23 protein-coding genes are annotated in these 24,085 nt (G+C 63.0%); 11 read left to right on the top strand and 12 right to left on the bottom strand.

The features are described from left to right. Window positions 1–189 precede the first annotated feature (189 nt). The gene (locus tag HF916_RS46275) at window positions 190–1,926 is read left to right on the top strand and encodes a proline--tRNA ligase (RefSeq protein ID WP_168795259.1); all 1,737 of its coding nucleotides are present in this window, start codon (window positions 190–192) and stop codon (window positions 1,924–1,926) included. 12 nt (window positions 1,927–1,938) lie between these two features. Further along, a complete protein-coding gene (locus tag HF916_RS46270) occupies window positions 1,939–2,538 on the top strand; it encodes a MarC family protein (protein ID WP_091798969.1) in 600 nt (199 codons plus the stop codon). A gap of 120 nt (window positions 2,539–2,658) precedes the next feature. On the opposite strand, the gene HF916_RS46265 is transcribed toward HF916_RS46270, so the two are convergent. Then, window positions 2,659–3,210 (bottom strand): hypoxanthine-guanine phosphoribosyltransferase, encoded by a 552-nt coding sequence (locus HF916_RS46265; protein ID WP_120347512.1) that lies wholly within the window; start codon window positions 3,208–3,210, stop codon window positions 2,659–2,661. Between the two features lie 142 nt (window positions 3,211–3,352). After that, window positions 3,353–4,720 carry a signal recognition particle protein gene (gene ffh / locus HF916_RS46260; RefSeq protein ID WP_168795258.1) on the bottom strand — a complete coding sequence of 456 codons (1,368 nt, stop codon included), beginning with the start codon at window positions 4,718–4,720 and terminating at the stop codon, window positions 3,353–3,355. A gap of 81 nt (window positions 4,721–4,801) precedes the next feature. On the opposite strand from ffh, the gene HF916_RS46255 reads away from it, so the two are divergent. The 7 genes from HF916_RS46255 to HF916_RS46225 all read left to right on the top strand — a co-directional run bounded on the left by HF916_RS46255 (window position 4,802) and on the right by HF916_RS46225 (window position 13,202). Then, window positions 4,802–5,731: a cytochrome C assembly family protein gene (locus tag HF916_RS46255; protein WP_168795257.1), complete on the top strand. Its 930-nt coding sequence runs from the start codon at window positions 4,802–4,804 to the stop codon at window positions 5,729–5,731. Window positions 5,732–5,740: 9 nt separating this feature from the next. Further along, the gene (locus HF916_RS46250; RefSeq protein ID WP_168795256.1) at window positions 5,741–6,061 is read left to right on the top strand and encodes a PP0621 family protein; all 321 of its coding nucleotides are present in this window, start codon (window positions 5,741–5,743) and stop codon (window positions 6,059–6,061) included. Then, entirely contained in the window at window positions 6,058–6,654 is a 597-nt protein-coding gene (gene ampD, locus HF916_RS46245; protein ID WP_168795255.1) for a 1,6-anhydro-N-acetylmuramyl-L-alanine amidase AmpD, read from the top strand. The genes HF916_RS46250 and ampD overlap by 4 nt, the downstream gene beginning before the upstream one ends. Before the next feature lie 541 nt (window positions 6,655–7,195). Next, window positions 7,196–10,201, top strand: a complete 3,006-nt coding sequence (locus HF916_RS46240) for a ribonucleoside-diphosphate reductase subunit alpha (RefSeq protein WP_168795254.1) — start codon at window positions 7,196–7,198, stop codon at window positions 10,199–10,201. A 704-nt stretch (window positions 10,202–10,905) separates the two neighbouring features. Continuing rightward, window positions 10,906–12,141, top strand: a complete 1,236-nt coding sequence (locus HF916_RS46235; RefSeq protein ID WP_106310951.1) for a ribonucleotide-diphosphate reductase subunit beta — start codon at window positions 10,906–10,908, stop codon at window positions 12,139–12,141. A gap of 86 nt (window positions 12,142–12,227) precedes the next feature. Continuing rightward, window positions 12,228–12,554, top strand: coding sequence for a hypothetical protein (locus tag HF916_RS46230; RefSeq protein ID WP_168795253.1), 327 nt, complete (start codon window positions 12,228–12,230; stop codon window positions 12,552–12,554). Between the two features lie 30 nt (window positions 12,555–12,584). After that, window positions 12,585–13,202, top strand: a complete 618-nt coding sequence (locus HF916_RS46225; protein WP_012434386.1) for a histone H1-like DNA-binding protein — start codon at window positions 12,585–12,587, stop codon at window positions 13,200–13,202. Window positions 13,203–13,449: 247 nt separating this feature from the next. Here HF916_RS46225 and HF916_RS46220 read toward each other — a convergent pair whose 3' ends face one another. The 10 genes from HF916_RS46220 to HF916_RS46175 form a co-directional block, all read right to left on the bottom strand. Beyond that, window positions 13,450–13,926: a glycine zipper 2TM domain-containing protein gene (locus tag HF916_RS46220; RefSeq protein ID WP_168795252.1), complete on the bottom strand. Its 477-nt coding sequence runs from the start codon at window positions 13,924–13,926 to the stop codon at window positions 13,450–13,452. A gap of 26 nt (window positions 13,927–13,952) precedes the next feature. Next, window positions 13,953–14,891 carry a carbohydrate kinase family protein gene (locus HF916_RS46215; protein ID WP_168795251.1) on the bottom strand — a complete coding sequence of 313 codons (939 nt, stop codon included), beginning with the start codon at window positions 14,889–14,891 and terminating at the stop codon, window positions 13,953–13,955. Window positions 14,892–14,985: 94 nt separating this feature from the next. Continuing rightward, entirely contained in the window at window positions 14,986–15,486 is a 501-nt protein-coding gene (gene tpx / locus HF916_RS46210; RefSeq protein ID WP_134457779.1) for a thiol peroxidase, read from the bottom strand. A gap of 73 nt (window positions 15,487–15,559) precedes the next feature. Then, complete coding sequence (locus HF916_RS46205; protein WP_168795250.1) at window positions 15,560–16,867, bottom strand: zinc-ribbon and DUF3426 domain-containing protein; 1,308 nt, start codon at window positions 16,865–16,867, stop codon at window positions 15,560–15,562. Between the two features lie 48 nt (window positions 16,868–16,915). After that, the gene (prmA, locus tag HF916_RS46200) at window positions 16,916–17,818 is read right to left on the bottom strand and encodes a 50S ribosomal protein L11 methyltransferase (RefSeq protein ID WP_168795249.1); all 903 of its coding nucleotides are present in this window, start codon (window positions 17,816–17,818) and stop codon (window positions 16,916–16,918) included. 3 nt (window positions 17,819–17,821) lie between these two features. Then, entirely contained in the window at window positions 17,822–19,189 is a 1,368-nt protein-coding gene (gene accC / locus HF916_RS46195; RefSeq protein WP_168795248.1) for an acetyl-CoA carboxylase biotin carboxylase subunit, read from the bottom strand. A 117-nt stretch (window positions 19,190–19,306) separates the two neighbouring features. After that, window positions 19,307–19,774: an acetyl-CoA carboxylase biotin carboxyl carrier protein gene (gene accB / locus HF916_RS46190; protein WP_168795247.1), complete on the bottom strand. Its 468-nt coding sequence runs from the start codon at window positions 19,772–19,774 to the stop codon at window positions 19,307–19,309. A gap of 68 nt (window positions 19,775–19,842) precedes the next feature. Continuing rightward, window positions 19,843–20,298, bottom strand: a complete 456-nt coding sequence (gene aroQ / locus HF916_RS46185) for a type II 3-dehydroquinate dehydratase (protein ID WP_168795246.1) — start codon at window positions 20,296–20,298, stop codon at window positions 19,843–19,845. Window positions 20,299–20,492: 194 nt separating this feature from the next. Further along, the gene (locus HF916_RS46180) at window positions 20,493–21,044 is read right to left on the bottom strand and encodes a TlpA family protein disulfide reductase (RefSeq protein ID WP_168795245.1); all 552 of its coding nucleotides are present in this window, start codon (window positions 21,042–21,044) and stop codon (window positions 20,493–20,495) included. Window positions 21,045–21,054: 10 nt separating this feature from the next. After that, a complete protein-coding gene (locus tag HF916_RS46175; RefSeq protein ID WP_168795244.1) occupies window positions 21,055–21,708 on the bottom strand; it encodes a UDP-N-acetylmuramate--alanine ligase in 654 nt (217 codons plus the stop codon). Between the two features lie 277 nt (window positions 21,709–21,985). On the opposite strand from HF916_RS46175, the gene mpl reads away from it, so the two are divergent. Further along, window positions 21,986–23,380 (top strand): UDP-N-acetylmuramate:L-alanyl-gamma-D-glutamyl-meso-diaminopimelate ligase, encoded by a 1,395-nt coding sequence (gene mpl / locus HF916_RS46170; protein ID WP_168795243.1) that lies wholly within the window; start codon window positions 21,986–21,988, stop codon window positions 23,378–23,380. Next, the gene (locus HF916_RS46165) at window positions 23,377–23,979 is read left to right on the top strand and encodes a YqiA/YcfP family alpha/beta fold hydrolase (protein WP_168795242.1); all 603 of its coding nucleotides are present in this window, start codon (window positions 23,377–23,379) and stop codon (window positions 23,977–23,979) included. The genes mpl and HF916_RS46165 overlap by 4 nt, the downstream gene beginning before the upstream one ends. Window positions 23,980–24,085 lie beyond the last annotated feature (106 nt).

The raw sequence follows: 24,085 nt of genomic DNA, 5'->3' as shown, positions 1-24,085 counted from the left end.
TTCCGCGCCTTATCCCTTGTGCAAAGGCTTTGCGCGGCGGCTTCGGCGCTGCGGTCGGGTTGCGCTGTGCCGGTGTCAGTGTCATTGTCAGGCGAGCCGTGCCGGCCCAGAGCCGGATCTGTGTCGATTTCCCCACCGTTTTCACCTTTCGGGCGGTCCCTCCGGAGCCGCCGCTTTTGGATAATCTGAATGAAAGCTTCCCGTTTCTTTATCGGTACCCTCAAAGAAGCTCCCGCTGACGCAGAGATCGTCAGCCACAAGCTCATGGTGCGCGCCGGCATGATCCGGCGCGTCGCCGGCGGTATCTATAACTACCTGCCGGTCGGCCTGCGTTCGATCCGCAAGGTGGAAGCCATCGTGCGTGAAGAAATGAACCGGGCGGGCGGCATTGAGTTGCTGATGCCGGCGGTGCAGCCGGCCGAGTTGTGGCAGGAATCGGGCCGCTGGGAAAAATACGGTCCCGAGCTGCTGCGCTTCAAGGATCGCAGGCAGTCCGATTTCGTGATCGGACCGACCCACGAAGAAGTGGTTACTGATATTGCGCGCAATCAGATCAAGAGCTATCGCCAGTTGCCGGTGAACTTCTACCAGATCCAGACCAAGTTCCGCGACGAGATCCGTCCGCGTTTCGGCGTGATGCGCGGCCGCGAATTCATCATGAAAGACGCGTACTCGTTCGACAAGGATATGGATGGCCTGCGCGAGTCGTATCGCAAGATGTACGACGCGTACGTGCGCATTTTCACGCGCCTCGGTCTGGACTTCCGCGCGGTGGCGGCGGACAACGGTTCGATCGGCGGCAGCGGCTCGCACGAATTCCACGTGATCGCCGAGACCGGCGAAGACGCGATCGCCTATTGCCCGACCTCCGAGTTCGCGGCGAACGTCGAAGCGGCCGAAGCGCTGCCGCTCTACGCGGAACGCGCGGCACCCGCCGAAGAGATGAAGAAGACCGCCACGCCGGGCAAGGCGAAGTGCGAGGCGGTGGCTGAGCTGCTGAACATTCCGCTCGAGCGCACGATCAAGTCGATCATCCTCGCCACCGAAAATGAAGGCGCCGAGCCGACCATCTGGTTGCTGATGCTGCGCGGCGACCACGATCTGAACGAGATCAAGGCGAGCAAGCTGCCGGGTCTGGTCGACTTCCGCATGGCGACCGAGGCTGAAATTATCGAAACCTTCGGTACGCCGCCGGGTTACCTCGGTCCGATCGACACGAAGAAGCCGATCAAGGTGGTCGCGGATCGCACGGTCGCGAACATGAGCGACTTCGTGGTCGGCTCGAACGAGGTGGATTACCACACCACCGGTGTGAACTGGGGCCGCGATCTGCCGGAACCGGTCGTCGCCGACATTCGCAACGTGCAGAAGGGCGACCCGTCGCCGGACGGCAAGGGCGTGATCGACATCTGCCGCGGTATCGAAGTGGGCCACGTGTTCCAGCTCGGCACCAAGTATTCCGAAGCGATGAACGCAACCTGCCTCGACGAAACCGGCAAGCCGCGGCCGATGGAAATGGGCTGCTACGGGATTGGCGTCACGCGTATCCTGGGCGCCGCGATCGAACAGAATTTCGACGACAAGGGCATCATCTGGCCGGAATCGATCGCGCCGTTCGAAGTCGTGCTGTGCCCGATGGGTTACGACCGCAGCGAAGCCGTGCGCGAGCAGGCCGACAAGCTGTATGCGGCACTGGTCGAAGCCGGCATCGACGTGATCCTCGACGACCGCGGCGAGCGCCCGGGCGTGATGTTCGCCGACTGGGAGCTGATCGGCGTGCCGCATCGTCTCGTGATCGGCGACCGTGGCCTGAAGGAAGGCAAGCTCGAATACCAGGGCCGCCGCGACGCTGAAGCGACGCTGCTGCCGGTCGAAGACGCCGCGCAAACGGTGATCGGGAAAGTTCGCGCAGCGTTGGCGCGCTAAGCGGAGCGGACGGTGGAGTACACCTTCCTGTCTGCGACCGTCCTGCTGATTCTGATCACCGATCCGCTCGGCAACATTCCGCTCTTCATCAGTTGTCTGCGCGGTGTGTCGCCGAAGCGGCGCACGATCGTCATTCTCCGCGAGGTGGCGATCGCGTTTGCGATCCTGCTGATCTTCATGGTGGTCGGCGACGGTTTTCTGCGCATGATGAGCCTGACCGACCAGTCGTTGCGTATCGGCGGCGGGATCGTGCTGTTTCTCATCGCGCTCAGAATGGTGTTTCCGCATCCGGACGGTCCCTTCGGCGGCGACACGCGCGGCGGCGAACCGTTGATCGTGCCGCTCGCCATTCCGGCGCTGGCGGGTCCGTCGGCGCTGGCTACCGTGATGCTGCTGACGTCGCAGGCGCCCGGCAAGATGTTCGAGTGGATCGGCGCGCTGACTGTCACGATGGTCGTCTGCGCGATCGTGCTGATGCTGGCCGAGCGCATTCAGGCGTGGCTGGGCGAGCGCGCAATGATGGCGTTCGAACGGCTGATGGGCCTCGTGCTGGTGGCGATTTCAGTGGAGATGATGCTTGGCGGGATCAGGTCGTTCGTACATCAACTGTGAGGTCGGAGCCCGCGGCGCATCCAGGCCCGTGCAGTACCATGCAGCGCAAAAAAAGCGGCTCACAGGAGCCGCTTTTCTTATACCGATTCGCCGCCCGCAGGCGGCTGCTTCAAACAAGCATCAAGCGCCTTCAGTCAGCGCGCGAATCGTGGGCAGGTTGCGCCAGTAACCCTTCGCATCCATGCCGCAGCCGAACACGTAACGGTCCGGCACTTCGAACCCGCAATAATCCGGACGCAGCGGTTTGGCTTTCGGAATGATCTTCTCGCACAGCACCGCGCTCAGGAAGCGCTTCGCGCCCATCGCGAGAATACGGTCGCGGATCGCGGCCATCGTCTCGCCTTCGTCGAGGATATCGTCGAGCACCAGCACGACGCGATCCTTCACCGACTCCGCCGGCGCCACGCGCCACTGCATCTCGTTGCCGCCCTTGGTGGTGTTTCGGTAGCGGGTCAGGTGGATGTAGTCGAATTCGAGCGGGAAATCGAGGTGCGGCAGCAGCATGCCGGTGAACACCGCCGCGCCGCCCATGACCGACAGCACGAGCGGGAAGTCCTCGCTCATCTCATTGCGGATGGCGGTTGCCATGCCGCTGATCGACGCGTTCACGTCGTCGGCCGAAACGATTTCTTCGGAGTGGCTAAAAATGTGGAGAGCTTCTTCGCGGTTCATGACGTCTGACGGGCGGTAACTGTATACATAGTGTGGGTGAGATCGGCGGCGCGCGGTACAGAATAAACCCGCACGAATCCGGAGTCAGCCGCGTGTTCCGTGGTCCATGCGCGGAACGCGCGCGCCACCATCTTGCTAAAGCTTAGCGCATGCCGGGCAACATGCCCTTCATGCCGCGCATCATCTTTTGCAGATTGCCGCCCTTGAGCTTTTTCATCATGGTGCGCATCTGGTCGTACTGATTCAGCATGCGGTTGACTTCCTGCACCTGCACGCCCGCGCCCGCGGCAATGCGGCGCTTGCGCGTGGCCTTGATCAGATCGGGCTTGGCACGCTCCTGCGGCGTCATGGAATTGATGATGCCTTCCATGCGGCGCATCTGCTTTTCGGCTTGGCTCATGTTGGCGCCGGCAGCGGCCTGCTGGAATTGCGCGGGCAGTTTGTCCATCAGCGACGACAGGCCGCCCATGCCCTTCATTTGCGTCAGCTGCGCGCGGAAATCGTTCAGATCGAAGTCGCCGCCCTTCTTGACCTTGTCGGCGAGCTTCTGCGCGGCCTGCACGTCCACACCGCGTTGCGCTTCTTCGACGAGGGCGAGAATGTCGCCCATGCCGAGAATCCGGTTCGCCATGCGATCCGGGTAGAAGACTTCGAGGCCGTCGAGCTTTTCCGCGACGCCGACGAACTTGATCGGCTTGCCGGTGACATGACGCACGGAGAGCGCCGCGCCACCGCGCGAGTCGCCGTCGAGCTTGGTGAGGACCACGCCGGTCAGCGGCAGCGCGTCGCTAAACGCCTTGGCGGTGTTCACCGCGTCCTGGCCGAGCATCGCGTCGACCACGAACAGCGTTTCCGCCGGCTTCAGCGTGCTGTGCAGCGCGGTGATTTCCTGCATCATCACTTCGTCGATACCGAGACGACCGGCCGTGTCGACCAGCAGCACGTCGTGATAGTGGCGCTTGGCCCAATCTACGGCGGCACGCGCGATGTCGACCGGTTTCTGATCCGGTTCCGACGGGAAGAAATCCGCGCCGACCTGCTCGGTCACCGTCTTCAACTGCGCGATAGCGGCAGGGCGGTAAACGTCGCACGACACGGTCAGTACTTTTTTCTTGTACTTCTCGCGCAGCAGCTTGGCGAGCTTGCCGACGGTGGTCGTCTTACCGGCGCCCTGCAGGCCCGCCATCAGGATGACGGCCGGCGGCGTGACGGCGAGGTTGAGCTCGACCGCCTTGCCTTCGTAGTCGCCGCCGATGATCGCGGTCAGCTCGCGCTGCACCACGGCGACCAGCGCCTGGCCCGGCGAGAGGCTGCTGATGACTTCCTCGCCGAGCGCCTTTTCCTTCACCTTGGCGATGAACTCGCGCACGACGGGCAGCGCCACGTCGGCCTCGAGCAGCGCAAGACGCACCTCGCGCAGCATTTCCTGGGTGTTCGCCTCGGTGAGCCGGGCTTCGCCGCGCAGCGTCTTGACGACGCGCGCCATCCGTTGAGTCAGATTGTCGAGCATGGGGAGCGATGAACAGAGCGGCCCGGGCGGCGCGCGAAGTGGAAGACGTCGCGGAGTAGGGGCCTAGTGTAAACTTCGAATATGGATATTGTACTGTATGCCCTCACTGCGCTCCTCTACGGCGGTCTAGCCGTGGCCGGCTGGCGCTCGCACCGGCACGCCGCGCTGCGCCCTATGCTCGAGAGCGTGCCGCCCGTGCCTGCCGCCGCGGCGCCTTTGTCGACGCCGTCGGCCGCTTCGGGCATGAGCACCTCGGGACGCGCGCTGCTGTTCGTGGCGCTGCTCGCTCACGGCGTGCTGCTGCATACCACCATCTTCCCGCAGAACGCGATGGTGTTCGGTTTCGCGTTCGCGCTGTCGGCCATGTTCTGGCTTGGCGCCGGCATCTACTGGATCGAGAGCTTTTTCTTTCCGCTCGACGGTTTGCGCCTGCTGGTCTTGCCGCTCGCGTGCGTCGCCTCGTTGTTGCCGCTGGCGTTCAACGGCGTGCGCGTGCTGCCGTATTCGGCCGCGCCGATGTTCAAGCTGCACTTCCTGATCGCCAACATCGCCTACGGTCTGTTCGCGATCGCGGCGCTGCACGCCATTCTGATGCTGCTGGTCGAGCGGCGTCTGCATGCCATGCGCGGCGGCATCGCGCAGCGGCACGCGGCCGCGGCGGGCAACGGCTGGCTGTCGAGCTGGCTCGACACGCTGCCGCCGCTGCTTACGCTGGAGAAGCTGCTGTTCCGTTTGATCGGCGCGGGTTTCGTCCTGCTGACGCTAACGTTGGTGTCGGGCATTCTGTTCAGCGAGCAACTGGTCGACCGCGCGTTGCGGCTCGATCACAAGACCGTGTTTGCGATTCTTTCGTGGGTGATGTTCGGCGCGCTGCTGACCGCGCGCAAGGTTTCCGGCTGGCGCGGCCGTGCGGCATTGCGCTGGGTGCTGGCGTCGTTCGTCGCGCTGTTGCTGGCGTACGTCGGCAGCCGTTTTGTTTTCGAGGTGCTGTTGCACCGTGCTGTAGTGTGAGCGTGTCCCATGCGACAAATATTTCTGCTGATCCTGTTGTTCATCGTCGGCCAGTGGCTGGTGAAGGCGCTGCGTCGTCATGACGCGCAGGCGTCCCAACGCAACGGCACCGGCGCGAATGGCGCCGCGGGTGCGAAGGGTGCGAATGGTCCGAACGGCGGCGCGCGCGCTGCCGCGCCGGCGCAACTCGCCGAGCCGATGATCCGGTGCGTCGAATGCGGCGTGCACGCGCCGAAGAGCGATTCCGTGGTGGTGGCGGGGCAGCCGTTCTGCAGCGCCGCGCACGCGCAGCGCCACGGCGCGCGACCCACTGGCCGCGACGCTCGATGAGCGTCGCGTTCACCGTCGATGCCGACGGTTGGGTCGCGGCCGCACGCAAACTGCCATCGCCGAATTTCGAAGCGCGGCCCGAAGCGGCCGTGCCGACGCTGATCGTGGTTCACAACATCAGCCTGCCGCCCAACGAATTCGGCGGCACCGCGATCGCCGATCTGTTCCTCAACACGCTCGATTGCGACGCCCACCCATACTACGACTCGCACCTGCGCGGCGTGCGGGTGTCGGCGCATTTCGTGATCCATCGCGACGGCGCGCTCGAGCAGTTCGTGTCGTGCAACGAACGCGCGTGGCACGCCGGGCCATCGAATTTTTTCGGCCGCGAACGCTGCAATGACTTCTCGATCGGCATCGAGTTGGAGGGCAGCGACACCACGCCTTTCGAAGCGGCTCAATACCGCACGCTCAGCGCCCTGGTGAGCGCGCTCAAGGCTCGCTATCCGGTCGAAGCGCTCGCCGGTCACTCGGACATCGCCCCCGGTCGCAAGACCGATCCAGGGCCGCATTTCGAGTGGCAGCGTCTGCAGCGCGACACCTCGCTCGACGCTCAGTACTTCCCCTATCTCAAGTTTTCCAAAACGCTGTAACGACCCTTCGCGCGACTTCGCGTGATGCGAGGAAAACAAGGCGCTGCCTTGTTCTCCGGGGAGTCGGCTTCGCGCCGCGCTAAGCAAAAGTCAAGACTTCGAAAGCAAATAAATCGATTTGACCTGTCTCGAATCTCCACTATACTTGGTGCCACAAATCCAGTTGTGCACTATATCTTGTGTTGTTCTGTGTATAACCATGTGAATAACCAAGTGCACAACTGGGTGAATAAGTCAGCGGCGTCCGCTCTTCGAGCATGGCGCCGCAAGCATTTCAGGCAGCGAAAAAATATTCCTGTGGCGTGGCCGGAGAGACCACCGGCGGCATCCAGAAGCATTCAGGAAAGGGGCTTAGCAAGTGATCGCGACACACACGATGAAGACCGTTATCAATTCGAACCAGGCTTCATCGCAGTCGCATCCCGCTAACCGGCTCAGCCGGTCCCTTTCCTGCACCCCATCGCTTGCGCACGCGGCGGCGCAGCGTTCGTTTTAATCCGCGGATCTTCCCGCAACATTTCCAGGACCAGGAGCTTTGCACATGCAAACCACCGACAACGTGACGACCCGGTATGAGGGCTCACCGACTGGCCAGGCCTTCGGCCAGGCACAAGGCGCACAAGCGCTCGCGCCGCAAGCGACCTTCGCCGACTACAAGGTGATCCGTCGTAACGGCAGCGTCGTGTCGTTCGAACCGTCGAAAATCGCCATCGCCGTGACGAAGGCATTTCTGGCCGTCAACGGTGGTCAAGGCGCCGCTTCGGCGCGTGTGCGCGAACTGGTCGAGCAACTCACGCAGAACGTGGTGCGCGCACTCGTGCGCAGCCGCCCGAACGGCGGCACGTTCCATATCGAAGACATTCAGGATCAGGTCGAACTCGCGCTGATGCGCGGCGGCGAGCACAACGTGGCGCGTGCCTACGTGCTGTATCGCGAGAAGCGCACTCAGGCGCGCGGTCATGACGACCTGGTCGCCGCCAGCGCGCCCGGCCTGAACGTCACGGACAATGGCGTGACGCGTCCGCTCGATCTGGCTGCGCTGCGCGGCATCATCGAACTGGCTTGCTCGAACCTGGGCGACGCCGTGAGCGCCGATCCGATCATCGCGGAAACGGTCAAGAATCTGTACGAAGGCGTGCCGATGAGCCAGGTCTACGACTCGGCAATCCTGGCTGCCCGCACGATGATCGAAAAAGACCCGGCATACAGCCAGGCCACCGCCCGCATCCTGCTGCACACCATCCGCCGCGAGATCCTCGAAGAGGAAGTCACGCAAACGGAAATGGGTGAGCGTTACGCCGAATACTTCCCGCAGTTCATCAAGCGCGGCGTGCAAGCCGAGTTGCTCGACGACAAGCTGCTGCAGTTCGACCTGAAGCGCCTCGGCGCCGCGCTCGACAACAACCGCGACTTGCAATTCGGCTACCTCGGCCTGCAGACGCTGTACGACCGCTACTTCCTGCATCACGACGGCGTGCGCATCGAAATGCCGCAGGCATTCTTTATGCGTGTCGCGATGGGCCTGTCGTTGAACGAGATCGACCGTGAAGCGCGCGCGATCGAGTTTTACAACGTGCTGTCGAGCTTCGATTTCATGTCGTCCACGCCGACTCTGTTCAACTCGGGCACGCGCCGTTCGCAACTGTCGTCGTGCTACCTGACGACGGTCGACGACGACCTCGACGGCATCTACGAAGCACTGAAGGAAAACGCGCTGCTGTCGAAATTCGCCGGCGGCCTGGGCAACGACTGGACGCGCGTGCGTGCGCTCGGCTCGCACATCAAGGGCACCAATGGCAAGTCGCAAGGCGTCGTGCCGTTCCTGAAGGTGGTCAACGACACGGCCGTTGCTGTGAACCAGGGCGGCAAGCGCAAGGGCGCAGTGTGCGCCTACCTGGAAACGTGGCACCTGGACATCGAGGAATTCCTCGAACTGCGTAAGAACACCGGCGACGACCGCCGCCGTACCCACGACATGAACACGGCGAACTGGATTCCCGACCTGTTCATGAAGCGCGTGATGGAAGGCGGCGACTGGACGCTGTTCTCGCCGTCCACCTGCCCGGACCTGCACGACAAGTTCGGCGCCGAGTTCGAAACGGCTTACACGGCTTACGAAGACAAGGTCGCGCGCGGCGAGATCAAGCTGTTCAAGCGGATTCCGGCGGCGCAACTGTGGCGCAAGATGCTGGGCATGCTGTTCGAAACCGGTCACCCGTGGATCACGTTCAAGGATCCGTGCAATGTGCGTTCGCCGCAACAGCACGTCGGCGTCGTCCACTCATCGAACCTGTGCACGGAAATCACGCTGAACACCAGCGACGCCGAAATCGCCGTCTGCAACCTGGGCTCGGTGAACCTCGTCGCTCACCTGAAGGAACAGGCCGACGGCACCCTGGTGCTCGACCACGACAAGTTGAAGCGCACCGTCAGCGTGGCCATGCGCATGCTCGACAACGTGATCGACATCAACTACTACGCGGTCGCCAAGGCGCGTAATTCGAACCTGAAGCACCGTCCGGTCGGCATGGGCATCATGGGCTTCCAGGACTGCCTGCATCTGCTGCGCACGCCGTACGCATCGGAAGAAGCGGTCAAGTTCGCCGACACGTCGATGGAAGCGGTCTGCTACTACGCTTACTACGCGTCGACGGAACTGGCGCAGGAGCGCGGCCGCTACTCGAGCTACCGCGGCTCGCTGTGGGATCGCGGCATCCTCCCGCAAGACTCGGTGAAGCTGCTGGCCGACGCGCGCGGCGGTTACGTGGAAGTCGATTCGAGCGAGTCGATGGACTGGACCGAACTGCGTTCGCGCATCGCCACCTACGGCATGCGCAACTCGAACTGCGTCGCGATCGCGCCGACGGCGACGATCTCGAACATCATCGGCGTGTCGGCTTGCATCGAACCGACCTTCCAGAACCTGTATGTGAAGTCGAATCTGTCGGGCGAATTCACGGTGGTCAACGACTACCTGGTGCGCGACCTGAAGGCGCGCGGCCTGTGGGACGAAGTGATGGTCGCCGACCTGAAGTATTTCGACGGCACGCTGTCGCGCATCGACCGGATTCCGGCCGACCTGCGCGCGATCTACGCGACCGCGTTCGAACTCGATCCGGTGTGGCTGGTCGAGGCGGCTTCGCGTCGTCAGAAGTGGATCGACCAGGCACAGTCGCTGAACATTTACATGGGCGGCGCGTCGGGTAAGAAGCTCGACGAGATCTACAAGCTCGCCTGGGTGCGCGGTCTGAAGACGACCTACTACCTCCGCACAATGGCGGCGACCCACGTCGAGAAATCGACGGTGGCGCACGGCGCGCTGAACGCGGTGAGCTCGGGTGGCGGCGAAGGTTCGGGCGGTGCTGCGGGTGGCGCGGCCGGTGGCTTCGGCGCGAACAACAGCGCGGCTGGTGGTGCCGCAGGTGGCTTTCAGGCTGCAGCGGCCACGCCAGCAGTCGCGGTTGAAGCAGCGCCGGAAGCGGATGGTCCGGTGTGCATGATGCGTCCGGGCGACGCTGGCTTCGACGAGTGCGAGGCTTGCCAATAAGGCAGTCGGTAAGCAGCAGGATCGCTGCTTGCTGACATGTCATAGGTAATCACCCGCATGCAGCGAGCAGCGAAGCTGAAGGAAGTGAAGTAGACGTGACGTAGAAGTGAAGTCGATGAGCGGCGCGGCGAGTGAAATTCAAAGCGCGTCGTTCATCGCAACGCAGCGAAGCGACGCAGTGAAGCAGGGCAGGTCACTGACGCCGTGACGCGGTCGATCAGCAGTCAGCAGTCGGCAGCACCCGACGAAGCGCGCGACACAGTGCGCGCAGCAAACGCTTCGATCGATGGGTCGATCAACGCAGCCGACCCGATGCATCGCTCGACATGGCATTGAACTTCGCCTCGCCGGCACTGACGAACAGGCAAACGCGAGGCAACGCGAAGCACACGCAGGGCAAGCGCGGACCACCGCGACGAGCAACGCGAGTGAGCAGTCAGCAGTCGCAAGACGCTACAAGCACGCTCCGCAATACAGATAGATAGAGCAGCGAAACGTCGCATCGACACGTTGCTCTTCGGGCTCGCGAAGCACCTCGACGACACACGTTCAACACGCTTCACATGAGGTGATGCACACACTCTGTTGAACAAAGTGTTGTATGAACGTAGCAACGCGAATCGAAAACAGGATTTTTCATCAGCGAACTCTTTTATCGCTCGTGAAAAGATGGTACAAACCGTTCTAAATTGATGGTGACATTTATGCTCAACTGGGATGACGAGATCACTGCCGTAACTCCCTCGAGCGCTACGCAACAGAATGTGTTGCGCAACGCTGCGGGATCGGCTGTCGGTTCGCAAGTCGGAACGCGTTCCGCTCCTCATGCTCCCTCGGCTCAAGACGTCTTCGCGAACGACATTGCTGTCGCTCCCGTCGCTCATGTGACCCACGCTGCTGCTGAAACGGCTGCCGTTTCGGAAGCGCGGGTCAACGTCGCCGACAAGCGCATCATCAACGGCCAGACAGACGTCAATCAGTTGGTGCCGTTCAAATACAAGTGGGCGTGGGAAAAGTATCTGGCTGGTTGTGCCAACCACTGGATGCCGCAAGAAGTGAACATGTCGCGCGACATCGCCCTCTGGAAAGACCCGAACGGTCTGACCGAAGACGAGCGCCGCATCGTCAAGCGCAACCTGGGCTTCTTCGTCACGGCCGATTCCCTCGCCGCCAACAATATCGTGCTGGGTACCTACCGCCACATCACGGCGCCCGAATGCCGCCAGTTCCTGCTGCGCCAGGCGTTCGAAGAGGCGATCCACACGCACGCCTACCAGTACATCGTCGAGTCCCTGGGCCTCGACGAAGGCGAAATCTTCAACGCGTATCACGAGGTCTCCTCGATCCGCGCGAAAGACGAATTCCTGATTCCGTACATCCACGTGCTGACCGATCCGGCCTTCAAGACCGGCACGCTCGAGGCAGACCAGACGCTGCTGCGCTCGCTGATCGTGTTCGCCTGTGTGATGGAAGGGCTGTTCTTCTACGTCGGCTTTACCCAAATCCTGGCGCTGGGTCGCCAGAACAAGATGACGGGCGCGGCGGAACAGTACCAGTACATCCTGCGCGACGAGTCGATGCACTGCAATTTCGGCATCGACCTGATCAACCAGATCAAACTCGAAAACCCGCAACTCTGGACGGCTGAGTTCCGCGCGGAAATCCGTGAGATCTTCCAGCAAGCGGTCGAACTTGAATATCGTTACGCAGAAGACACGATGCCGCGCGGGGTGCTCGGCCTCAACGCGTCGATGTTCAAGAGCTATCTGCGCTTCATCTGCAACCGCCGTTGCCAGCAGATCGGTCTCGATCCGCTGTACCCGAACGAGGAAAACCCGTTCCCGTGGATGAGCGAGATGATCGACCTGAAGAAGGAACGCAACTTCTTCGAGACGCGAGTGATCGAATATCAGACTGGCGGCGCGCTGACCTGGGAGTGATCCGGGTTCGTGCTGCAGATGCATTCATCGATGGGGATGCCGTCGGCTTGGGCCGCGGCAATTTTGGCTAGGAGCAGAACCGCCTGATGCAAAGCATGCCCGGTGCGCCGCGTGCCTTCGCGGCCCACAACTATGACAGGCACTTTGTGAACCCTTCAGTGGGATGGGCAAACTTCCCCCCGGAAAAAGCCGCTGGCGTCGTTGCCGGCGGCTCGATCAAGCAATTGCCGGCGTTGAGCTTCAACGCCGATCAGATCTGGCGCGCGGTGCCTTTTGGCACGGCGCGCCTTACCGCATTCATTAGCGTAAGCGCGCAGCACCTGCGTACGCCGATGAATAGCCCGCTTCGTAGCGCGCGCCCTGAGAAGCGTCCGCGGGAAGCGGGTTTTGACGAAGGGTGTAGTTTGAACTGACTCTCATCTGAAAACCTGAAGGAGAAAATGATGGCAACTGCAAAAAAAGCCGCCGCTAAGAAACCCGCAGCCAAGAAGGTCGCAGCAAAGAAGGCTGCTCCGGCTAAGAAAGCTGCTCCGGCAAAGAAAGTCGCTGCCAAGAAAGTGGCAGTGAAGAAGGTTGCAGCGAAGAAGGCAGCACCGGCCAAGAAGGTTGCAGCGAAGAAAGCTGCTCCGGCCAAGAAGGCTGCAGCCAAGAAAGTGGCAGTGAAGAAGGTTGCGGCGAAGAAGGCTGCACCGGCTAAGAAAGCCGCTGTGAAGAAGGTTGCAGCAAAGAAGGCAGCACCGGCCAAGAAGGCTGCAGCGAAGAAGGCTGCACCGGCTAAGAAGGCTGCTGCCAAGAAGGCTGCGCCTGCGAAAAAGGCTGCTGCTAAAAAGGCTGCGCCCGCGAAAAAGGCTGCCGCTAAAAAGGCTGCGCCTGCCAAGAAGGCTGCCGCGAAGAAGGCCGCTGCTCCTGCCAAGAAGGCTGCCCCTGCGAAGAAGGCTGTCGCCAAGAAGGCGGCTCCTGCACCCGCAGCGACTTCTGTCTCGAGCGCACCGGCGGCGACGGTGAAGACCGCGCTGAACCCGGCAGCGGCATGGCCGTTCCCGACGGGCAGCCGTCCGTAACCTGGACGACAAGCGGTAGAAGCACTTCGACACGTCGCATGATGTGTTCGATGATCGAGTAGCGCTTGAGTAGCGTGGCGAGCGCTACTCGGTCAGTCCCGTTGCCGGTTTCCGGCGACGGGATTTTTTTCGCCCGGCGAAATCATCCAGCGAAAAACGGACCGGCAAAAAAAACGCATGCACAGGGGAGGGCATGCGTGTGAGGTCGTCGCGGCGGCAGACAGCCTCGCCGCGCGAGAGGGGAAACTTAGTGCGTGACGCGCGTGACGCCGCCACTGGAGAGCAACCGCACGCGCTCACCGGCACGGAAGATCTCGCCGGTGGCGCTTTGCGTGATGGCGCGCATGTCGCCGTTGTCGAGCCGCACGGTGATCTCGAGACCGTCGTGCACCGCGACGCCGTTTTCCACGGCATTGCCCGCCACCGCGCCCGCCAGACCGCCAATAATGCCCGTAATGATCGCGCCGGTGCCACCACCGATCCTGCTGCCAGCTACCGCACCCAACGCGCCACCGCCGATCGCGCCGAGACCGCTCGGCTGGCCGTTGTTCGAACTGATCTTCACGGCGCGCACGCTGTCCACCGTGCCCATGCGAACCGTTTCTTCACGCTGTGCCTGCGACGCCGTGTACACGTCTGCAGAGCTGCTGTTATACGCACACCCCGAGATGGCCAGCGAACCTGCAATCAAGGCGGCCACGACCAGACGACTCGTTATTCTCATTCCCTAAACTCCAATAGCTCTCGGTATTACGGCAGGTCGTATCCGAACGCCTGCTTGAACCGCTCGTTGATCTCGGCCCGGCTGGGCGCGTAGTTTTGCGGGCCCTGGTGTTCGATCTTCAGCGCGCCCATCAGGCTCGCCAGACGCCCGGTGGTGGCCCAGCCGAGCGTGTTCTCGATGCCGTACAGCAAGCCGCCGCGGAACGCGTCGCCGCAACCTGTCGGATCGAGCACTTGCTGTGCCTTGACCGCCGGAATCTCTTCGATGCCGCCCGCATGATGGATCTGCGCGCCTTGCTCGCCGAGCGTGACGATCAGCGCCTCGACCTTGCCGGCGATCTCTTCGGTCGACCAACCCGTTTTATTGCTCACCAGTTTGGCTTCGTAGTCATTGACCGCTACGTAAGTGGCGAGTTCAATCATGCGCCGCAGCGACGCGCCGTCGAAGAGCGGCAGGCCTTGGCCCGGATCGAAGATGAACGGCACGCCGGCAGCCGCCAGATGCTCGGAGTGCTGGATCATGCCGTCGTAACCGTCGGGCCCGACGATGCCGAGCGTGATGCCCTTGGCCTCGTCGGCGCGATTCAGATGCGACTGCATCATCGCGCCTGGATGGAATGCGGTGATCTGATTGTTTTCCAGGTCCGTGGTGATCATGGCCTGCGCCGTATAGGCGTCCTGCACCACCAGCACGCTCTCCGTCGACAGCCCGAGTTGCTTGAACCGGTCCATGTAGAGCTGCGCGTCGACCGAGCCGAGCGTGCCCATGATGCGCGCGTCGCCGCCCAGCAGATGCAGCGAATACGCGATGTTGCCCGCACAGCCGCCGAACTCGCGGCGCATGGTCGGCACGAGAAAGCTCACGTTCAGGATGTGGACCTGCTCCGGCAGGATGTGCTCCCGGAACCGGCCTTCGAAGGTCATGATGTTGTCGTAGGCGAGCGAGCCGCAAATCAGCGTAGCCAAGGCGAGCGTTCCTGTAAAAACGATAAAGAGAATGGGCGCGACGATGTGACAGCGCCGCGCATGAAGCGCGGCGCCGGGTTCGTGCGCGAAGGTGTTACTTCAGCGCGGCGAGGGCAGCGTCGTAGTTCGGTTCGTTCTTGATTTCGCCGACGAGTTCAGCGTGAACGACCTTGTCGTTCTCGTCGACCACCACCACGGCGCGTGCCGTCAGGCCGGTCAGCGGGCCGCTCGTCACGTCGACGCCGTAGGCTTGCGCGAACTCATGGCCGCGGAACGTGGACGCCGTGACGACGTTCTCGATGCCTTCGGTCGTGCAGAAGCGCGATGCGGCGAACGGCAGGTCGCCCGACACGACGATCACGGCCGTGTTGGTCAGCTTGGCAGCGGCTTCGTTGAACTTGCGGGTCGAGGTGGCGCAAGTCGGCGTGTCGAGGCTCGGGACAATGTTCAGCACTTTGCGCTTGCCGGCGAAATCGGCGAGCGACACCGGCTTCAGATCCTTGCCGACCAGCGAAAAAGCGGGAGCGGCCTGGCCCACTGACGGGAACGTGCCGGCTACTTCGATTGGGTTGCCACCCAGCGTAACTTGACTCATGTTGTCGTGCTCCGAAAATTCGTCAGGATTGACGGTGAATGCGCCCGGCCAGTGCCAGGCGCGCAAGGATGCGTTACGGATAAAAAATCTGTACGCGGAAATTGGAAGCGACCGCATTGCCCGTGTCGAGATGCACGATCATGGTCTGCGTCGTATGCGCGGGCAGGCCGGCCGCGATCTGCGTGCCGGGCGGGACGTAGTCTTGCGGCCACAGCACGCGGCGTACCGCGACGTTGTTCTGATCGTCGAGCAGCGTGAGTTCGATGGCCGGAAAGGCGAGCGCGATATTGAAGCGGTTGCGCAGCGGCATCTTCAGTTCGAGCTTGTGCGGACCGTCGATCTGCCGCAGATCGGACGGTTCGACCTGCAAGCCGTCGATGTCGTGCGGCGGCGTGACCTGGCAGCCGAGCGTCAAGCAGGCCTTCGCATAGAGCGTCTGCGAGCGCGGGAAATACACCATCACCGTTTCGCGTTGCCACCAGGCGAGTTGCGCGAGCAGCGCGATGATCAACAGCGCCGCCACCACCGAGCCGGCGATGACCCAGCCCATGCGCCGCGGTTCCGCCGGGCGGGTTTCGCGCACCACGGGGAAGGGATCGGGGCCGTCGTTGACTGGCTGCACGGAGAACGGTTCGCCACTGGCGGAGACCGGGCCGGCGGCGGCGCGGCTGGCAGCGGCAAAGCTTGCCGCGCCTGCGCCCGTAGCCGCGCCTGCTGCACCTAGTGCGGCCGTCCCTGCGCCGGCCGCGCCTAAGCTAGCCGCGCCGAAACGCGGCTCATGGTCAGGAATGCCATACAAGGTAGCCGGCTCGTCCAGAACCGGCTCTTCGAGCGGTTCGTCCAGTGCTGCGTCGGAAGCGCGCTCGGTCTTGTGCCAGACGCGCGGCGCTTCGCTTTCTTCCTCGGGCGGATCCAGGTGATACGCGAACGGGTCGAGCGGCGCGTCCGCCAGCAGCGGTTCGTCATCGGGCGGAGTCGGTGCGGTCAAGGCGCCGGGCGGCAGTTCGGGCTCCGTAGCTTGGCGCGGCGTGACCGCGACGCCCGCGCCGGTGGAGACCGGTGAGAGCGGCACATTGCCGGCGTTATGGCGCAGACGGTTGTCGATGGCGGCGTCGGGCGCCGGCGCCCACGGGTCCCATGCTTCGGCGCTGAAGTCGGGGCCCTTGGGGCGCACGCCCGAGAGCGCTTCTATCGCCGCAGCCGCGGCGACCGGTTTGGCGGTGGAAAAATCACCGCCTTCGCTGATGTCGAACAGGCTGCTCGACGCGTCGAATACTTCGTGGCAATGCCCGCAGCGCACGAGGCCGCGGCGCAGCGCAAGCTGTTCCGTTTGCAGACGAAAGACGGTTTCGCAGAAGGGGCAACGCGTTGCCAGGAGCATATTGAGCCGATGAGCCAGAAGGCCGTTGGTTGGACAATACGCCTTATTCTAATGGCTTTCGCGACGCGTTCCCGACAGGCACACCCAACCTTCGTGTTCGCGCCATACGCTGATGTCGATCCACCGTGAGTAGACCTGCGCGACCTCGTCCGCTTGCCGCGCCAGAATGCCGGACAGCGCGATCTTGCCACCCGGCTTGACCTTCGACGTGAGCATCGAGGCCATCAGCTTGAGCGGGTTGGAGAGGATATTGGCGACCACGATATCGAACTCGCCGGTGGGGCATTCGTCGGGCAAAGCGTAGGTGACTTCCGCGCGGTTGCGCTCGCTGTTGTGACGCGCCGACTCGACCGCTTGCGGGTCGATGTCGATGCCGTACACGGGATTCGCGCCACACTTTTTCGCAAGGATCGCGAGGATGCCGGAGCCGCAGCCGTAATCGAGTACGGACTGCTCGGGCTGCACCGATTGCTCCAGCCATTCCATGCAAAGCCGCGTGGTGGGATGGCTGCCGGTGCCGAAGGCGAGCCCCGGATCCAGTTCCAGCACCAGTGCTTCGGGGTCCGGCGCATCGTGCCATGACGGCACGACCCAGATGCGTTCGCCGATCTTAATCGGATCGAACTGCGACTGCGTGAGCCGCACCCAATCCTGATCCTCGACTTCACGCACGGTGAACGACGGCGCTGCCTCCAAGCCAATTTCATTGGCTGCGGCGGTGAGCAACACCGCCGGCTCATGTTCCGGCGCAAGCAGCGCGATCACGCGCGAACGCTGCCACGCCGTGCGATCCGGCGTGAGACCGGGTTCGCCGAACAGCGGCTGCTCGTCGGGCGTGTCGGCGTCCGCATCTTCAACCGACACGGACAACGCGCCCAACTCGAGCAGCGCGTCGGAGAATTCCTCCGCGTGCTCGCGTGCCAGCTCGGCGATCAGTTCCCGGTAGCTCATGAGTTACGCTTCTTCCGGCGCGGCCTGCTGCTTCGCGGCCAACCGGTTTTCGAGGTAGTGAATGCTGGTGCCGCCTTCGACGAACTTCGCGTCCAGCATCAACTCGCGGTGCAACGGGATGTTGGTCAGAATGCCTTCCACCACCATCTCCGACAACGCGATGCGCATGCGCTTGATCGCCTGTTCGCGCGTCGCGCCGTAAGCGATTAGCTTGCCGATCATCGAATCATAGTTCGGCGGCACGAAATAGCCATTGTAGGCATGCGAGTCGACGCGGATGCCGGGGCCGCCCGGCATATGCCACGACGTCAGGCGTCCCGGCGACGGAGTGAACTTGAACGGATCTTCCGCATTGATCCGGCATTCGATCGCGTGACCCTTGAACACGATATCGCGCTGACGGAAGGCGAGCTTTTCGCCAGCCGCGATACGGATCTGTTCCTGCACGATGTCGACGCCCGTGATCAGCTCGGTCACCGGATGCTCGACCTGCACGCGCGTGTTCATTTCGATGAAGTAGAACTCGCCGTTTTCGTACAGGAACTCGAATGTACCCGCGCCGAGGTAGCCCATCTTCTTGCAGGCGTCCGCGCAACGATCGCCGATGCGGTCGATCAGGCGGCGTGCGATACCCGGCGCCGGCGCTTCTTCGATCACCTTCTGGTGACGACGCTGCATCGAGCAATCACGCTCGCCCAGCCAGACTGCGTTCTTGAACGAGTCGGACAGGATCTGAATTTCGATGTGCCGCGGGTTCTCCAGGAATTTCTCCATGTAGACCTGCGGATTGCCAAACGCTCGGCCGGCTTCTTCGCGCGTCATGTTGACCGCGTTGACCAGCGCCGCTTCCGTGTGGACCACGCGCATGCCGCGGCCACCACCGCCGCCGGCGGCCTTGATGATGACCGGATAGCCGACCTGGCGAGCAATCTTCACGATCTCTTTCGGATCTTCCGGCAACGCGCCTTCTGAACCCGGCACGCAAGGCACGCCGGTCTTGATCATGGTCTGCTTGGCCATGACCTTGTCGCCCATCATCCGGATCGTTTCCGGGCGCGGGCCGATGAAGGTGAAGCCGGACTGTTCGACACGTTCGGCGAAGTCGGCGTTTTCCGAGAGGAAGCCGTAGCCGGGGTGAATCGCTTCGGCGTCGGTGACTTCCGCCGCGCTGATCAGCGCGGGCATGTTCAGATAGCTCAGATTCGAAGGCGCCGGGCCGATACAGACCGCCTCGTCGGCGAGCTTCACGTACTTGGCTTCCTTGTCGGCTTCGGAATAAACGACGACCGTCTTGACACCGAGTTCGCGGCAGGCGCGCTGGATACGAAGCGCGATCTCGCCACGATTGGCAATGAGGATTTTTTCAAACATAGCGTTTTTTCGACTCATCAATGGGCGCCGGGTTGCTCGCAACGCCGGCTGCCTCAGAGGATCGGTCGCGCGCCTTAAGACAGCGGCGCGCGGGCGGCATGCGCAAAGCGTGCCGCGTTAGCCGACCACGAACAGCGGTTGGCCGTACTCGACCGCCTGACCGTTTTCGACGAGGATTTCCTTCACCACGCCGGACTTGTCCGACTCGATTTCGTTGAGCAACTTCATCGCTTCGATGATGCAGATCGTCTGGCCTTCCTTGACCGTGTCGCCCACCTGGACGAACGGCTCGGCGCCCGGGGACGGCGCGCGGTAGAAGGTGCCGACCATCGGCGAGGTCACCACATGGCCTTGCGGCGCGACGGCGGCCGGCGTAGCCGGCGCGACTGCGGCAGCCGGCGCTTCGCCACCGATTGCCGGTGCCGGCTGCGCGTATTGCGGCGCATACGAGGCGGACGGCTGCACGTAAACCGGCGGCGCATTCTTGACGATGCGCACCTTGCCTTCGCCCTCGGTCACTTCGAGTTCGGAAATACCGGACTCCGAGACGAGGTCGATCAGAGTTTTCAGTTTACGTAAGTCCATCAGGCAGCCCCTTTAATGCGTAAAGTGCCGGCGCATACGCAGCCGGCGCAAATTAGACGTGTTTGGAATCAGCCGCGCGACGAGCCGGCGGATAGCCGGTCGAGCGCGAATTCGAGCGCGTACAGATATCCCTTCCAGCCGAGGCCGCAAATCACGCCCTCAGCCTGGTCGGAGAAATACGAGTGATGCCGGAACGGTTCGCGACGATGCACGTTCGACAGATGAATCTCGACGAACGGGATGCCGACCCCCGCCAGTGCGTCCCGAATGGCCACGCTGGTGTGCGTGTACGCGGCGGGATTGATCAGTATGAAATCGGTTTTTTCAGTCCGCGCGGATTGAATGCGGTCCACCAGAGCGCCTTCGTGATTGCTCTGGAACGACGCGAGCTCGACGCTTGCGTCCGCTGCGCGGTCCGCCAGCGCCTGATCGATCTGCGGCAAGGTCACGCGACCGTAGACCTCGGGTTCCCGGGTGCCGAGAAGGTTGAGGTTGGGTCCGTGCAGTACCAGCAGTCGCGTCATGGTCGCTTCTTTTTCCGTGGAATTGGGCGCACTTTAGCGCTGATTAGAGAAACTTGTCTAGTTTCGCGCACGTACGGATCGATGCCGGCGGCGCTTTGCCGCCGCGCCGGGCGCCCATCTTCTCTCAAATCCGCGCGATTTGCGCGTAATTTCGCGCCTTCCGCGGGTAATCGAGCGTCAAAAGAATGTGAAATTTAAAGCGCGTCGAGCGTCTGTTTCAGCGCTTGCGGGTCGATTTGTCCCAATTTTGTCGAGCGAATGTTGCCTTTTGCGTCGATTACGACGGTAAACGGCAACCCGCCCGCAGTATTGCCGAACGCACGCGCGAGGTCGGCGCCACCGAAGCCTGTGATGTAGACCGGGTACGCCACCTTCACTTTCTGCAGGAACGCCTGAACGTTTTTCTCCGAATCGACGCCAAGTCCGACGAACTGGATGCCTTTTTTCGCGTAATCGCGCTGAAGCTGCGACAAAGCCGGCATTTCTTCAACGCACGGCCCACACCACGAGGCCCAGAAGTTGACGACGATTGGGTGTCCTTTAAGCAAACTTAGCGTTTGCGGCTTGCCGTCCACCGTGGTCACGGGGGCAGTCCAGAGTTGCGCGACCGCGCTTTGGGAAGAGGCCGGTTGCGCTGCGTGCGCGACTTGTTCAACGCCGCCGTTCAGCCAATGGTTGGCCAGTACACCGCCGCCCGCGGCGACGATGGCGACACACGCGCCCGCCAGAATCCGTCTCGTATTCATCTTGGTCAGTCTAGTTGGTTGAAGGAGCGACGTCGCTGCCGTCGAGCAGCGTCTGCACGGCCTGCAGATTCGCGCGCGCCGTGCGGCCGCGCGCGTCGGCGCGTACCGCGCCGCGCAGGTCGTCCGTTTCGTAGAGCGCCACGTGCACGCCGACCGGCTCCGCTTCGCGCCCTTCATTCGTGGGGCGCCACAGGAAGCTGAGCGTCTCGACATAGCCGCGGCCGGCGAAATGCCGCGTTTCCGAGACGTCGTACTGAATGTCGGCGTTAAGAAAATAGATCGCGACTTCTTTCGGGTTGTCGCAGAACGCCTGAAGGTGAATATCCGAGTGTTCGCCGGCTGTGCCGCTCAGGACCGCGCCGGTCAAATAAGGATTGAACGGCGCGAGCCGCTCCATCCAGTCGACCGCGATACGGCGCAGCCGGCGCAGTAGCGCGGGCTGGCTGTCGCCCTGGAACAGCGACTGATACTCGCGGATTTCTTCTTCAATCTGGTCGTTATCCGGCAGCCATTCGCCGGCAACACGGCTCTCGCCGACCACTTGCCGGGCTGCTTTGCGCTTCGCCGTGGCGTAGTCCAGACCGTCTTCGGCGATCATGCGGGCAGCCGCGATGGCGATTTCCTCGCGCACGCGCTGCGGATCGAAGTGTGATTTGCGAACCATCCCTCGATCATACTAGAGAATGACGACGGCCTTTCCTGGCGGGTCGCGCAGCGCGCCGGGCGCGGCGGCGCGGGCGAGCGCGCATAGGGCGATCGAAAGGCGTCGGTTACAATAGCGTCCTTTGCAGACGGTCGTTTCGGCCGCTCTTCTGCGCTCCCATCCCTCTCAGGAAAACGCCGGGCCGCGCCCGGTTTTCTTGCCCCCTCGGGGGACTGGCGCGAAGCGCCAGATTAGTAGGGGCCCTTCCAGGAAAACGCCCGCGCGGCACGACAGGCTTATGCACATCCACATCCTCGGTATCTGCGGCACGTTCATGGGCGGTCTCGCGGTCCTCGCGCGCGGCGCGGGCCACACCGTGACGGGTTGCGACGCCGGCGTCTATCCGCCCATGAGCACGCAGCTCGAGGCACAAGGCATTGGCCTGATAGAAGGTTACGACGCGGACCAGTTGAACGGCCTGAACGCGGATCTGTTCGTGATCGGCAATGTGGTTTCGCGCGGCAACCCGCTGATGGAAGCCATTCTCGACCGCGGCCTGCCGTATGTCTCCGGCCCACAATGGCTCGGCGAGCATGTGCTGAACGGCAAATGGGTGCTGGCGGTGGCCGGCACGCACGGCAAGACGACCACGAGTTCCATGCTGACGTGGCTGCTCGAAGACGCCGGCCTCAATCCGGGCTTCCTGATCGGCGGCGTGCCGCTGAATTTCGGCGTGTCCGCGCGGCTGACCGATTCCAGCTTCTTCGTGATCGAAGCCGACGAGTACGACACGGCCTTCTTCGACAAGCGTTCGAAGTTCGTCCACTACCGGCCCAAGACCGCGGTTCTGAACAACCTGGAATTCGATCACGCGGACATTTTCCCGGACCTGGCCGCGATCGAAACGCAGTTCCATCATCTGATCCGCACCGTGCCGGGCATCGGCCGCGTGGTCACGAACGGCCGTGAAGACGCGCTCGAGCGCGTGCTGACGCGCGGTTGCTGGAGCGAAGTGGAGCGTTTCGGCGTGCAGGGCGGCTGGGAAACCTTGCCGGCGGAAGACGGCGTGCCGGTCGACGAGCGATTTGCCGCCTATCACAACAGCGAGCGCGTCGGCGTGGTCGAGTGGCAGGTGCAAGGCGAGCACAACCGCATGAACGCGCTGGCCGCGATCGCCGCCGCGCGCCATGTCGGCGTGCCGCCGGCGCAGGCCGCCCGGTCGCTGGCGAGCTTTCGCAACGTCAAGCGGCGCATGGAAGTGCGCGGCAGCGTCGACGGCGTGACCGTCTACGACGACTTCGCGCATCACCCGACCGCTATCGACACGACCGTCGCCGGCCTGCGCGCCCGGGTGGGCCGCGACAACACGCGGATTCTCGCCGTGCTGGAACCGCGCTCGAACACCATGAAGCTTGGCGTAATGAAGGCGCAATTGCCGGCCAGTCTCGCCGACGCCGACCTCGTATTCGGCTACGGCGCGCCAGCCGGCCGTGACGCGCTCGGCTGGAATCTCGGCGAGGCGCTCGCGCCGCTCGGCGGCAAAGCGCAGGCTTTCGACAATCTCGACGCGCTGGTCAAAGCGGTAGTCCACGCAGCGCGCCCCGGCGATCAGATTCTGGTGATGAGCAACGGCGGCTTCGGCGGCGTGCATCACAAACTGCTCGATGCCCTTTCCGCGCGAGGCGCTTCGTGATCCTTTATCTGCACGGTTTCCGCTCGTCACCCAATTCGTTCAAGGCGCGCGTGCTGGCGGCGCGGCTCGTCGATCTCGGCCGCAGCGACGAATGGTGCTGTCCGATGTTGCCGGTTTCGCCGTTCGAGACCGTGGCGCTCGCCGAATCGCTGGTGGCCGCGGCCCAGCCGGCAAACGTCACGCTGATTGGTAGTTCGCTCGGCGGCTATTTCGCCACCTATCTGGCCGAGAAGCACGGCTGGCCGGCGGTGCTGCTGAATCCGGCGGTCGTGCCGCAGCGCGATCTGAGCGCCTATCTCGGCGAGCAGCCGTTGTGGCACGGCGTCGGCAGCATCGTCGTCGAGCCGCATCATCTGGATGAGTTGCGCGCGCTCGGCGTCGCCTCGATCACGCAGCCCGAGCGCTATTATTTGATGGCCGCCACCGGCGACGAAGTGCTCGACTATCGCGAAATGCTCGCGCACTATCCCGGCGCACGCACTACGCTGATCGAAGGGAGCGACCACGCAATCAGCGAGTTCGCGCAATACGTCGACGACGTGCTGGCCTTTTGCGACGCCGAAGACGTCGAGCCGCCGGCGCCGCGCGAGGCTGCCTGAATGCTGGGCGTTCCAGCAGCGAGGCGATTGCCGCGCACCAGATTCATACCGCCGCCGGCGCGCGCGTATCGCGCCGCGGATCCACTACCACGAACACGTTGCCGTG

The sequence above is a fragment of the Paraburkholderia aromaticivorans genome, from assembly GCF_012689525.1.
GTDB lineage: Bacteria > Pseudomonadota > Gammaproteobacteria > Burkholderiales > Burkholderiaceae > Paraburkholderia > Paraburkholderia aromaticivorans_A.
Note: the sequence above shows the minus strand (reverse complement) of the source record. Positions and strands in the feature narration are given on the sequence as shown.